Source organism: Bacillus sp. Bwzl_19, from assembly GCF_054900515.1.
On sequence record NZ_CM142729.1, the window covers coordinates 1795406 to 1809059 of the forward strand.

Annotated in this window: 7 protein-coding genes and 1 pseudogene; 7 read left to right on the forward strand and 1 reads right to left on the reverse strand. The window is 39.9% G+C overall.

What is annotated here, in order from left to right; all coding sequences use genetic code 11:
• Window positions 1-89 precede the first annotated feature (89 nt).
• The 3 genes from ACW5MY_RS09365 to xynB all read left to right on the forward strand — a co-directional run bounded on the left by ACW5MY_RS09365 (window position 90) and on the right by xynB (window position 5003).
• Window positions 90-1325, forward strand: coding sequence for a cytochrome P450 family protein (locus tag ACW5MY_RS09365; protein WP_462061878.1), 1236 nt, complete (start codon window positions 90-92; stop codon window positions 1323-1325).
• 643 nt (window positions 1326-1968) lie between these two features.
• Window positions 1969-3360 carry an MFS transporter gene (locus tag ACW5MY_RS09370; protein ID WP_289394407.1) on the forward strand — a complete coding sequence of 464 codons (1392 nt, stop codon included), beginning with the start codon at window positions 1969-1971 and terminating at the stop codon, window positions 3358-3360.
• A 41-nt stretch (window positions 3361-3401) separates the two neighbouring features.
• Complete coding sequence (gene xynB / locus ACW5MY_RS09375) at window positions 3402-5003, forward strand: xylan 1,4-beta-xylosidase (RefSeq protein ID WP_014470368.1); 1602 nt, start codon at window positions 3402-3404, stop codon at window positions 5001-5003.
• A gap of 160 nt (window positions 5004-5163) precedes the next feature.
• On the opposite strand, the gene xylR is transcribed toward xynB, so the two are convergent.
• On the reverse strand, window positions 5164-6318 hold the full coding sequence (gene xylR, locus ACW5MY_RS09380; RefSeq protein WP_014470367.1) for a transcriptional repressor XylR: 1155 nt from the start codon (window positions 6316-6318) through the stop codon (window positions 5164-5166).
• 269 nt (window positions 6319-6587) lie between these two features.
• Here xylR and xylA point away from each other — a divergent pair.
• The 4 genes and pseudogenes from xylA to ppsA all read left to right on the forward strand — a co-directional run bounded on the left by xylA (window position 6588) and on the right by ppsA (window position 13396).
• Window positions 6588-7914, forward strand: a pseudogene (xylA, locus tag ACW5MY_RS09385) (xylose isomerase).
• 151 nt (window positions 7915-8065) lie between these two features.
• A complete protein-coding gene (xylB, locus tag ACW5MY_RS09390; RefSeq protein WP_014471855.1) occupies window positions 8066-9565 on the forward strand; it encodes a xylulokinase in 1500 nt (499 codons plus the stop codon).
• Between the two features lie 230 nt (window positions 9566-9795).
• A complete protein-coding gene (locus tag ACW5MY_RS09395) occupies window positions 9796-10494 on the forward strand; it encodes a glycoside hydrolase family 11 protein (RefSeq protein WP_014470364.1) in 699 nt (232 codons plus the stop codon).
• Between the two features lie 301 nt (window positions 10495-10795).
• Window positions 10796-13396, forward strand: coding sequence for a phosphoenolpyruvate synthase (gene ppsA, locus ACW5MY_RS09400; protein WP_462061881.1), 2601 nt, complete (start codon window positions 10796-10798; stop codon window positions 13394-13396).
• The last annotated feature ends 258 nt before the right edge of the window (window positions 13397-13654 follow it).

The window sequence follows — 13654 nt, forward strand, 5'->3', positions numbered from 1 at the left end:
TCAGGGTTAGCTAACGGGCTGCTGATCGTTCTTTGAGAAATTTTATTTAAAGATTATCATAACCTTTCATAGAGATGGAGGTTGAATCAATGTTTTCAAAACAAAACGAGAGTTTAACGGTTTTGACGGAAAGTCAATTGTCTTCCAGAGCATTTAAAGATGAAGCGTATGCTTTTTATAAAGAACTGCGAAAATCCCGCCCTCTCTGCCCATTATCTTTAGGAAGTCTTGGGGAAGGCTGGCTTATATCGAGATATGATGATGCAATACAGTTATTAAAGAATGAAAAATTAAAGAAAAACTATGAAAATGTATTTACCGCAAAAGAAGAGAAACGACCTGTTCTATTTAAGAATGAAGGGCCTTTAAGAAAGCATATGCTTAATTCAGACCCCCCTGATCACAATCGCTTGCGAACTCTTGTTCAGAAAGCATTTACTCATCGGATGATTTTACAGCTGGAAGACAAAATCCAACATATAGCAGATTCTTTATTGGATAAAGTACAGCCCAGCAAATTCATGAACCTAGTGGACGATTATGCGTTCCCTTTGCCGATTATCGTCATAAGTGAAATGCTTGGTATTCCCCTGGAAGATCGTCAAAATTTCAAAATTTGGTCGCAAGCAATTATTGATTTTTCAGAAGCCCCTGAAAGACTTCAGGAGAATGACCATTTGTTAGGGGAATTTGTTGAATATCTGGAATACTTAGTTCGTAAAAAAAGGAGCGAGCCTGCAGGAGATTTAATCAGTGCATTAATTCAGGCGGAAAGTGAAGGCACACCATTAAGTACAGAAGAATTGTACTCGATGATTATGCTGCTTATCGTTGCAGGTCATGAAACAACCGTAAACTTAATCACCAATATGACATATGCTTTGATGTGTCACCATGATCAACTGGAAAAGCTCCGCCGGCAGCCGGATTTGATGAACTCAGCCATAGAAGAAGCATTGCGGTTTCACAGCCCGGTTGAGTTAACGACGATTCGCTGGACGGCTGAACCGTTTATACTGCATGGGCAGGAAATTAAGCGGAAAGATGTGATCATCATTTCCTTAGCATCAGCAAACCGCGATGAAAAGATATTTCCAAATGCCGACATGTTTGATATTGAAAGAAAGAATAACCGCCATATTGCTTTTGGCCATGGCATCCATTTTTGCCTTGGTGCTCAGCTTGCCCGCTTAGAATCAAAGATTGCTATTTCCACCTTATTACGCCGCTGTCCAAATATACAGATAAAAGGCGGAAAGGAACAAATAAAATGGAAAGGGAATTTTCTGATGCGAGCACTCGAAGAACTGCCGCTAACTTTTTAAGGGACATGTGATTTTCACATATTATCTCGTTATTAAGAGTGAATCATTATAAACGCTGCAACATAAAAAAACATGTCTCCAAACACCAATAGTTTCATTCTATCGGTGTTTTTAATTGTTTTCAGTCTCATTCAAACTTATCTCATTTGGACAAACCGCTGTTACAGATGCATTTCATGAAGATAATAATCATTGGGGGACCGCAAACTTTCCCAAAAAGCTTTGGTGTTTCCTCCGAAATACGGGGAGTAGGGGGAGGAATCATTTTATTTCAGCCAGATTTAAATTTTCTGAAAAAAACATTGAAAAAGCCGAAAGGATTTTATAATATTAAATCAAGTTAGTTTGTTCATGCAACAAACTAACAAAACTCACTTTAATCGTCCATGAGATAAGGATCTTTTAAACATGGATGGAAGGGGGATAAGAGGCACGATTTAGCTGGAGGCAAAATGAAAAAGGCTTTTATCCTTTTTCAGGAATATCATGAATGTACTGCTTGCCGATCATCATTTGCAGGTGAAAATGCTCTGTGAAAGGTAATCTCTATCGTTTTGTTGAAAGCGCTTACTGTCTGGTGTTTTTAAAGAAGTGTTCCATTTCTCACTGTTCCATATTAAAGGGCCGAAAAGGAGAGGAAATCATGCTCAGTGAAAATGTAAAGAAGATTAGCATGGTTGAAAAAGTTGGATATGCGTCTGGAGATTTTGCATGTGATTTGATTTATGCAACAGTATCTACTTACCTTTTGTTCTTCTATACAGATATATTTGGTTTATCAGCAGCAACAGCCGGTACTATGTTTTTAGTGGTCAGAATCATCGACGCTCTCGCTGATCCTTTTATTGGAACAATAGTAGACAGAACAAATAGCAGGTTTGGACGCTTTAGACCATATCTTTTATTCGGGGCATTTCCATTTGTCATCCTGGCAATACTCTGTTTTACAACTCCGGACTTTTCGGATATGGGGAAATTAATATATGCCTATATAACCTATGTCGGCTTGTCGCTTACATACACAACGATAAACGTTCCATATGGCGCGTTAACTTCCGCAATGACCAGAAATAATCAAGAAGTTGTTAGTATAACCTCTGTCCGTATGTTATTTGCGAATCTTGGCGGACTTGTTGTTGCATTTTTTGTTCCTTTACTGGCTGCTTATTTAAGCGATACTTCGGGTAACGAATCCCTTGGCTGGCAGCTGACCATGGGTATTATGGGAATAATAGGCGGGTGCCTTTTAATCTTTTGTTTTAAAAGCACAAAAGAGCGTGTCACTCTTCAAAAAACTGAAGAAAAAATTAAATTAACGGATATATTTGAGCAATTTCGTGTTAATCGTCCGCTTGTTGTATTAAGTATTTTCTTTATTATAATTTTTGGAGTGAATTCAATCAGTAATTCAGTTGGCATCTATTATGTAACGTATAACTTAGAAAGAGAGGATTTAGTGAAGTGGTACGGTTTGATCGGAAGTTTGCCTGCTTTGGTCATTTTACCGTTTATACCTAAGCTTCATCAATTATTGGGGAAGAAGAAATTACTAAACTATGCATTATTACTGAATATGATCGGCCTCTTGGCTTTACTGTTTGTTCCGCCAAGCAATGTGTTTCTTATACTCTTCTTTCGATTAATTGCCGCTGCCGGAAGTCTCACTGCCGGGGGATATATGTGGGCGCTGATTCCTGAAACAATAGAATATGGAGAGTACAGAACAGGGAAAAGAATGGGGGGGCTCATATACGCTATTATCGGATTTTTCTTTAAATTCGGCATGGCCTTGGGAGGCGTTGTACCGGGGCTGGTTTTAGATAAGTTTGGATATGTGGCAAATCAGGTGCAAACGGCGGAGGCATTGACTGGAATTTTAATTACAACAACCATTATTCCCGTGTTCTTACTGGTTTTAGCTATGATTGATATTAATTTCTATAACTTAGATGAGAAAAAATATAAAAACATGGTACGGGAATTAGAGAATAGAGACAAAGTTTATTTGGATCATATTGATGATTTCAAAGCTTAAAACATGATGAATCAACAGAAAACAGCTGAGGGGGAGTCCAAATGAAGATTATCAATCCAGTACTTAAAGGATTTAATCCGGATCCGAGTATTTGCAGGGTTGGTGAAGATTATTATATTGCTGTATCTACATTTGAGTGGTTTCCGGGAGTCCAGATACACCACTCAAAAGATTTAGTGAATTGGCACTTAGTTGCCCATCCATTACAGAGAGTTTCACAATTAGACATGAAAGGAAACCCTGATTCAGGCGGGGTCTGGGCACCATGTTTAAGTTACAGCGACGGAAAGTTTTGGCTCATCTATACGGATGTTAAGGTAGTAGAGGGCGCATGGAAAGATTGTCACAACTATTTAGTTACTTGTGAAACCATTAATGGTGATTGGGGGGAGCCGATTAGATTAAATAGCTCGGGGTTTGATGCGTCTTTGTTCCACGATACGGATGGGAAAAAATATTTATTAAATATGTTATGGGATCAGCGTATTGATCGGCACTCATTCGGAGGCATTGTCATGCAGGAATATTCTGATGAGGAGCAAAAATTAATTGGAAAACCGAAAGTGATATTTAAAGGCACTGATAGAAAACTGACAGAAGCTCCGCACCTTTATCATATCGGGAACTATTATTATTTATTAACCGCAGAAGGGGGAACACGGTTCGAACATGCTGCTACAATTGCCCGCTCTGCAAATATTGAGGGCCCATATGAAGTTCATCCCGATAATCCAATTTTAACGTCATGGCATGATCCGGGAAATCCGCTGCAAAAGTGCGGTCATGCATCCATTGTTCAAACACATACAGGTGAGTGGTATTTAGCTCATTTAACGGGACGCCCTATTCATCCTGATGATGATTCCATTTTTCAGCAGAGAGGATATTGTCCTTTGGGCAGAGAAACAGCTATTCAAAAACTTTACTGGAAAGATGAATGGCCCTATGTAGCAGGCGGAAAAGAAGGAAGCTTGGAGGCAGAAGCACCTTCTATACCCGAAACCATGTTTGAAGCAACGTACCCGGAAGTCGATGAATTTGAGGATTCAAAATTAAATATAAATTTTCAAACGTTAAGGATTCCATTCACGAATGAATTAGGTTCATTGACTCAAGTGCCAAATCATTTACGATTATACGGTCATGAATCATTAACCTCGACATTTACTCAGGCATTTGTAGCCAGACGGTGGCAAAGTTTCCATTTTGAAGCGGAAACTGCTGTTGAGTTTTATCCTGAAAATTTTCAGCAAGCCGCTGGTTTGGTGAACTATTACAATACAGAGAACTGGACGGCTCTTCAAGTCACGCATGATGAAGAACTTGGCCGTATTCTTGAATTAACAATATGTGATAACTTTTCTTTTTCACAACCATTAAAAAATAAAATTGTTATTCCTCCGGAAGTCAAATATGTATATTTAAAAGCGATAATTGAAAAGGAAAAATACAATTATTTCTATTCATTGAACAAAGAAGACTGGCACAAAATTGACATTGCATTGGAATCGAAAAAATTATCAGATGATTACATCCGTGGAGGAGGATTCTTCACGGGAGCCTTTGTAGGGATGCAATGCCAAGATACCAGCGGTAATCATATTCCGGCCGACTTCAAATATTTTCGCTATAAAGAAAAATAATGCGCTTTTGAAAAAGGAGGCTTCTATTTCAGAACTCCTTTTTCATATTAGAAAATGACCTATGTGAAAAATCCCTTCATAAATTCTCCTGCTCAGTTTAAAAAACAAAAAAACTCATCTTAAAAGATGAGCGTAAAACATAGAGATTCAAACATTTTAATTAATGATTAACCATATCAAGAAAATGATCAATCACAATAGAGGACATTCCTAAAGCCGGTGCATTTTTTCCTAAGAGGGATGGTAATAATTCATAGTTATTGCCTAATTGAGAATAAATCCTGGACGACACTTCACTTCTGATTGAATTTAAAACCATAGGGTGCGATTCAATGATGCTGTTTCTTAAAATGATCGCTTGCGGATTGAATGTATTCAGAATATTGGTCAGGCCTATTCCTAAATAGAATCCAAAATTCTGTAATGCATGTAAAGTTTCAATATCATTCAGATGGGCGAGATCTATGATATCTTGGCAGGACACTTTTTTCCCTTTAGTCTGAAGAGATTTTAATAAAGCCTTCTCTGAAGCGTACAATTCCCAGCAGCCTCGGTTCCCGCAGCTGCATTTAGGACCATTAAAGTCTATTGTCATATGTCCCATTTCACCGGAGAATCCGCCAACCCCTCTATATAAATGATTGTTGATAATAACACCGATCCCTATTCCTGTACTGATACTTGCATAAATCATGTTATCGTGATTTTTTGCGGCGCCAAATACTTTTTCACCATATGCACCGGCATTTGCCTCATTTTCAATAAAAACGGGCACATTGAACTTCTCTTGTATGAAAGACTTTAAGTCAATATCTCTCCAATTGGAGTTTGGAGTGAAAACAATTTTTTGATTTTTATCAATGAGTCCGGGCACGCATATGCCTATACCGATAAGCCCGTACGGAGATTGCGGCATATTGGCAATAAAGTGATGAATCATATCAATTAAAATGTCTTTTGTTATTTCTGGAGAACTGCATTCCAAATGATGGTGCTGATCAAGAACGATCGTCCCTTCAAGGTCTGTTAAAATGCCATTAATATAATCCACACCAACATCTATTCCTACGGAGTATCCTGCTTTTTTATTAAAAACAAGCATGACAGGTCTTCTTCCGCCGCTTGATTGTCCCTGACCTATTTCAAATACAAGATTTTCTTTCATTAATGTGTTTACCTGTGATGAAACAGTTGATTTATTTAATCCGGTCATTTCGGATAATTTTGCTCTTGAAATAGGTGAATTCTTAAGTATTTCTTTTAATAATAACTTTTGGTTTACTTTTTTGACAAAGGTTTGATCAGCGATATCCACTTAATCCACTCCATTTGTATAATCTTTAAATTAAGTTGAAATTTTATTGTAGTGAGAAACATAGTACATACTGAATCTAATCTTTATTATATCTAATGTATCCATAAAAAACTAAAAAAATATTGAAAATACTGACGAGGTTATATAAGATAAAAATATGTTAGTTTGTTTGAGCAACAAACTAACATAAGCCGTACTTACAGTATGTCATAAAATGCGCCTGAATTTGAATTATCATGTTTTGAATTTATTTTTAAGGGGGAAACCACATGGCTCACTCTCATTCTGGTTCAGTCAACTATTTTGAAAGCGTAAACAAAGTGATTTACGAAGGGAAAGATTCGACTAATCCTTTAGCATTTAAATATTATAATCCTCAAGAAGTAATCGGCGGAAAAACGATGAAAGAACATTTGCGATTTTCTATTGCTTATTGGCATACCTTTACTGCTGACGGCACAGACATTTTTGGAGCAGCTACGATGCAAAGGCCGTGGGATCACTATAAAGGTATGGATCTCGCGAGGGCGAGAGTAGAAGCGGCATTTGAAATGTTTGAAAAACTGGATGCGCCTTTTTTTGCTTTTCATGACCGGGATATTGCACCGGAAGGCAGTACGTTAAAAGAGACAAATCAAAATTTAGATATTATCGTGAGCATGATAAAAGAGTACATGAGAAACAGCGGCGTTAAGCTATTATGGAATACTGCAAACATGTTTACGAATCCGCGTTTCGTCCATGGCGCCGCGACTTCTTGCATTTGCATATGCTGCAGCACAAGTAAAAAAAGGGTTAGAAACGGCAAAAGAGCTTGGCGCCGAGAACTATGTATTTTGGGGCGGCCGTGAAGGATACGAAACATTGCTAAACACCGATTTGAAATTTGAGCTTGATAATTTGGCCAGATTCATGCATATGGCAGTGGATTACGCGAAGGAAATCGGGTATACCGGGCAGTTTTTGATTGAACCGAAACCAAAAGAGCCGACCGCTCATCAATATGATACAGATGCAGCTACAACCATTGCCTTTTTGAAGCAATATGGCCTGGACAATCATTTTAAATTAAATCTTGAAGCCAATCATGCCACATTAGCCGGACATACATTCGAACATGAGTTACGCATGGCCAGAGTGCATGGTCTTCTTGGCTCTGTTGACGCAAATCAGGGTGATCCTCTTTTAGGCTGGGACACGGATGAATTTCCGACAGATTTATATTCTGCGACATTGGCAATGTACGAAATTCTGCAAAATGGCGGCCTTGGAAGCGGCGGATTAAACTTTGACGCGAAGGTCAGAAGATCTTCTTTTGAGCCTGATGATCTATTATATGCCCATGTTGCAGGGATGGATGCATTTGCAAGAGGATTGAAAGTCGCCCACAAATTAATCGAAGACCGTGTGTTTGAAGATGTGATTCAACACCGTTACCGCAGCTTTTCTGAAGGGATTGGCCTTGAAATTGCAGAAGGAAGAGCTAATTTCAAGACACTTGAGCAATATGCGCTGAATAATAAACCAATTAAAAACGAATCAGGAAGACAGGAGCGATTAAAAGCGATATTGAACCAATACATTTTAGAAGTATAACAAATGAAAAAGAAGCTCCAGATCCCGCTGAAAAGTTATAGCAGGGATAGCTGAGCCACCCCTGAACTGCCCGTCATGATTCCTTTATAGTTGTGTTATGACGGGTAATTTCTATAATTGGGGATTTATTTAGAGGGGAAGGAGTAAAAAAATGAAGTATGTCATTGGAATAGACCTTGGAACGAGTGCTGTTAAAACCATTTTAGTTAATCAAAACGGCAAGGTTTGTGCGGAAACGTCCAAAAGTTATCCGCTCATCCAAGAGAAGGCGGGATATAGTGAGCAAAATCCTGAAGACTGGGTGCAGCAAACAATTAATGCATTGGCTGAATTGGTTTCAATATCCAACGTTCAAGCCGAAGATATTGACGGGATAAGCTATTCAGGACAAATGCATGGGTTAGTCCTGCTTGACCAAGATTCGCAGGTGTTGCGTCATGCGATTCTTTGGAATGATACCAGAACGACGCCTCAATGTATCAGAATGACGGAGAAATTTGGTGATCGACTGCTTGACATCACAAAGAACCGTGTTCTGGAAGGGTTTACATTACCTAAAATCTTATGGGTGAAGGAACATGAGCCTGAACTCTTTAAAAAAGCTGCTGTTTTTTTGCTTCCGAAAGACTATGTGAGATTCCGCATGACTGGAGTCATTCACACCGAATACTCCGATGCGGCAGGAACTTTGCTTTTACATATTACCCGCAAGGAGTGGAGTGATGAGATTTGCAAACAATTTGGTATTTCAGCGGATATTTGTCCCCCGCTCGTTGAATCCCATGATTGTGTGGGATCACTGCTTCCGAACGTTGCAGCGGAGACCGGGCTGTCGGATAAAACAAAAGTGTACGCTGGGGGAGCAGATAATGCTTGCGGTGCTGTTGGAGCCGGTATCCTTTCTCCCGGAAAAACATTATGCAGTATTGGGACGTCAGGGGTCATACTTTCCTGTGAAGAAGACAAAGGAAGAGACTTTAGAGGGAAAGTGCACTTTTTTAATCATGGAAAAAAAGATTCTTTTTATACGATGGGAGTCACGCTCGCTGCAGGATACAGCTTGGACTGGTTTAAAAGAACGTTTGCACCAAACGAATCGTTTGAGCAATTACTGCAGGGGGTGGAATCTATTCCGATAGGAGCAAATGGACTGCTGTACACTCCTTATTTGGTTGGTGAGAGAACGCCGCATGCTGATTCATCCATTCGGGGAAGCTTGATTGGAATGGATGGAGCCCATACAAGAGAGCATTTTTTGAGGGCAGTAATGGAAGGCATCACATTCTCTTTACATGAATCAATTGAGCTGTTCCGTGAAGCGGGAAAATCAGTTGATACTGTTGTTTCTATCGGCGGGGGAGCTAAAAATGAAACGTGGCTTCAAATGCAAGCAGATATTTTCAATGCGCGGGTGATTAAGTTAGAAAGTGAACAAGGTCCAGCCATGGGGGCTGCTATGCTGGGTGCCTTTGGAAGCGGGTGGTTTGAATCCCTTGAAGAATGTGCAGAGCAATTCATTCGTGAGGCAGCTGCATTTTATCCGAAAGAACAAAATGTTCAAAAATATAAAACACTATTCGATTTGTATAAGAAAATTTATACTCACACAAAGGATCTCAATACAGCTTTGCAGAGCTTTCGAAAAAACTAATGATAAGTGTGGTTCGTAATGGGCTGTGAAAACTTTTCTGACATACCTACAGCTGCAACACAGATAAGTTGGTGTTAATAAGATTGAAAGCGGCTTCAAAAAATCATTGAATGCAACTCTATTTCCTATACATTAACCGATCTGGCTGCCTTCTTTTGAAAGGTGGTGAGGATAAACAAAACATGACGGTAAGACCTGAATACAATCTGATCAAACGGGAGGAATGCCAAATGAAACAAAAAAGAATGAAGTTTTTATTAGCAGTTTTATTTAGTCTGGCGCTGACATTACCTGCATGGTCCGCACAGGCGGCAACTACAATCACCTCAAATCAGACTGGCACACAAGATGGCTATGACTATGAATTGTGGAAGGACTCTGGGAATACCAGTATGACGCTTAATAGCGGCGGTGCGTTCAGTGCCCAGTGGAGTAACATTGGGAATGCTTTATTCCGAAAAGGCAAGAAATTCGATTCAACGAAGACTCACTCACAACTTGGAAACATATCAATCAATTACAACGCAACCTTCAATCCCGGGGGGAATTCCTATCTGTGTGTTTATGGATGGACGAAAGATCCGCTCACAGAATATTATATCGTCGATAATTGGGGCACCTACAGACCGACTGGAACGCCGAAGGGAACTTTTACTGTTGACGGGGGCACATATGACATTTATGAAACCACTCGAATCAACCAACCTTCCATTATAGGTATCGCCACCTTTAAACAGTATTGGAGTGTCCGGCAGACAAAACGAACGAGCGGAACCGTATCTGTCAGCGAACATTTCAAGAAGTGGGAAAGCTTAGGGATGCCAATGGGTAAGATGTATGAAACCGCGCTTACGGTAGAAGGATATCAAAGCAATGGCAGTGCTAATGTAACTGCAAATGTACTGACTATTAGCGGAAAATCCTTTTAGGTTCTGATTCAAATTCTGATGTGGTATCAGTCTAAACGTACGATGAAATCGGAAGGTATGATATTTTTGTAAACCTTTTCGCGTTCTTTCCCTGGATGAGATCGCTTTGGGATATAGCGGGAAACTAAGAAAGAACCTGGCCAATTAGGCCAGGTTCTTTTTATATTGCGCAAAAACAGACACGGTGATATAATCAGTCTACGTGCGCTTTCTTGATAAATATTTATATATGTCCATCTTATATTATAATTATATCATGCTAGGAAGCTCTTGTCAATTTTTTTTGAAGGGAAGATGCAGAATGAGTTCTTTGGTACTTGGTTTACATGAAATGGAAAAAACACAGCGTTTGCTCGTTGGGGGAAAAGGGTTACATTTAGGAGAATTATCAAAAATTCAAGGTATACAAGTCCCAGAAGGATTTTGTGTCACAACAGCAGGATATCGAAAAGCCATCGAACAAAACGAAACGTTACAATCGTTGTTGAATCAATTGACCATGCTGAAAGTTGAGGATCGAGATCAAATTGGTAAAATCAGCAGAAAAATTCGGCAAATCATTTTGGAAGCAGAAATTCCTTCCGATGTCGTTGAGGCAGTTTCTCACTATCTCTCCCGGTTTGGCGAGGAACATGCATATGCCGTACGTTCTAGTGCGACTGCTGAAGATTTACCACATGCCTCTTTTGCCGGTCAACAAGACACCTATTTAAATATTATCGGCGTCGATGCAATCTTGCAGCATATCAGCAAATGCTGGGCTTCCCTATTTACAGATCGCGCGGTGATCTATCGGATGCAAAATGGATTCGGCCACAGCCAAGTTTATTTATCAGTTATCATTCAAAGGATGGTGTTCCCTCAGGCTTCGGGGATTTTATTTACCGCTGATCCGATTACCTCCAACCGAAAGGTGTTATCCATCGATGCCGGTTTTGGACTTGGTGAAGCATTGGTCTCTGGGTTGGTCTCTGCCGATTGTTATAAAGTACGGGACGGGCAAATCGTCGATAAGAGAATAGAAACCAAAAAATTGGCTATCAATGGACGAAAAGAAGGCGGAACAGAAACACAGCAAATCAATCCTGATCAGCAAAAGACTCAAACACTGACTGATGAACAAATTTTACAGCTGTCACGCATAGGAAGACAGATCGAAGCTTATTTTGGCCAGCCGCAAGATATCGAATGGTGTTTGGTCCGCGATACTTTTTATATTGTCCAGAGCCGTCCGATCACAACGTTATACCCCGTTCCTGAAGCGAGCGATCAAGAAAATCACGTCTATATTTCTGTCGGTCATCAACAAATGATGACAGATCCCATAAAACCGCTTGGATTGTCTTTTTGGCTGCTGACTACTTCTGCACCCATGCATAAAGCTGGCGGAAGATTATTTGTTGATGTCACACATCATCTGGCATCACCTGACAGCAGAGAAGGATTATTAAATGGCATGGGACAGCACGATCCGCTCTTAAAAGACGCACTTATGACCATAATAGAGCGACGGGATTTCATTAAGTCGATACCTGATAAAACAGCACCGAATCCCTTCAAAGGCAATACAGATATGCTGGCTCAAGTTGAAAACGATCCGACAATAGTTACGGATTTGATCAAAAGAAGCCAAACATCGATCGAAGAGTTAAAACAAAATATCACAACGAAATCTGGAGCGGATTTGTTTGAATTTATTCTGGAAGATATCGGGCAGCAATTAAAGAAGATTTTATTTGACCCAAAAAGTTCGGCTGTAATTCGAGCTGCCATGAATGCTTCATCATGGATTAACGAAAAAATGAACGAGTGGTTAGGTGAAAAAAACGCAGCAGATATGCTTTCTCAATCTGTACCGAGCAATATTACTTCGGAAATGGGTTTGGCATTATTGGATGTGGCAGATGTGATACGTCCTTATCCAGAAGTCATTGATTATTTACAACAGGTAAAAGATGATCACTTTATGGATGAGCTGGTTAAGTTTGAGGGCGGGCAGGAAACCAGGGACGCTATTGATGATTATCTCAACAAATACGGAATGCGGTGCGTCGGAGAAATTGATATTACAAGAACTCGATGGAGCGAAAAACCGGTTGCACTTATCCCAATGATTCTAAATAATATCAATAACAGTGTGCCTAATGCCAACCATCGGAAATTTGAGCAAGGGCGACAGGAAGCTTTGAAGAAAGAACAAGAGTTATTAGATCGATTGAAGCAATTACCGGATGGTGAACAAAAAGCCAAAGAAACAAAACGAATGATCAGCATCATCCGGAATTTCAGCGGGTTTAGGGAATATCCGAAATACGGCATGGTCAGTCGCTACTTCGTTTATAAGCAGGCTTTACTGAAAGAAGCCGAACAACTCGTGGAAGCGGGCGTTATTCATGAAAAAGAAGACATATACTATCTCACTTTTGAAGAACTTCATGAAGCCGTACGCGCAAATAAACTGGATTATCAAATCATCAGCAAACGAAAAAACGAGTACAAATTATATGAAAAACTATCCCCGCCGCGTGTTATCACGTCTGATGGTGAAATCATTACAGGCAAGTACAAACGAGAAAATCTTCCCGCCGGTGCGATTGCAGGTCTGCCTGTTTCCTCCGGAGTTATAGAGGGGCGAGCACGTGTCATCTTAAATATGGAAGATGCTGATCTGGAAGAGGGAGATATATTAGTCACCTCCTTTACTGACCCCAGCTGGACACCGTTGTTTGTATCCATAAAAGGTCTGGTCACCGAAGTTGGCGGACTGATGACCCATGGAGCGGTTATAGCGCGTGAATATGGCTTACCTGCAGTTGTCGGAGTTGAAAATGCTACCAGATTGATAAAAGATGGGCAGCGAATCCGCGTTCATGGAACAGAAGGCTGCATTGAAATATTATAAGCCGTCAGATACCCCCTTCATATGCCCTAAACTAGGGGTTACTGGTGATGGAAGCAGCATTTGTACCAATGATAAAAAGTTTCCACTGAACTGACAAAGATCAAACAATAAAAAAAGCTGGAACCTCTTAAGGAGGATTCCGGCTTTTTTTATGGGGAATGCCCTTGTAGCTGGGCTTTTATTTGGACATATTATAGTAGGACAAAAGAACAAGTGCAGGAAATTATAAAACCTTTCCGCTTCACATGAGTCCAGGTT

Excerpts from the sequence above, each read along its gene's own strand:
- ACW5MY_RS09365 (WP_462061878.1), top strand. The coding sequence starts at position 90 with ATGTTTTCAAAACAAAACGAGAGTTTAACGGTTTTGACGGAAAGTCAA.
- ppsA (WP_462061881.1), top strand. The coding sequence starts at position 10,796 with ATGAGTTCTTTGGTACTTGGTTTACATGAAATGGAAAAAACACAGCGT.
- xynB (WP_014470368.1), top strand. The coding sequence starts at position 3,402 with ATGAAGATTATCAATCCAGTACTTAAAGGATTTAATCCGGATCCGAGT.
- ACW5MY_RS09395 (WP_014470364.1), top strand. The coding sequence starts at position 9,796 with ATGAAACAAAAAAGAATGAAGTTTTTATTAGCAGTTTTATTTAGTCTG.
- ACW5MY_RS09370 (WP_289394407.1), top strand. The coding sequence starts at position 1,969 with ATGCTCAGTGAAAATGTAAAGAAGATTAGCATGGTTGAAAAAGTTGGA.
- xylB (WP_014471855.1), top strand. The coding sequence starts at position 8,066 with ATGAAGTATGTCATTGGAATAGACCTTGGAACGAGTGCTGTTAAAACC.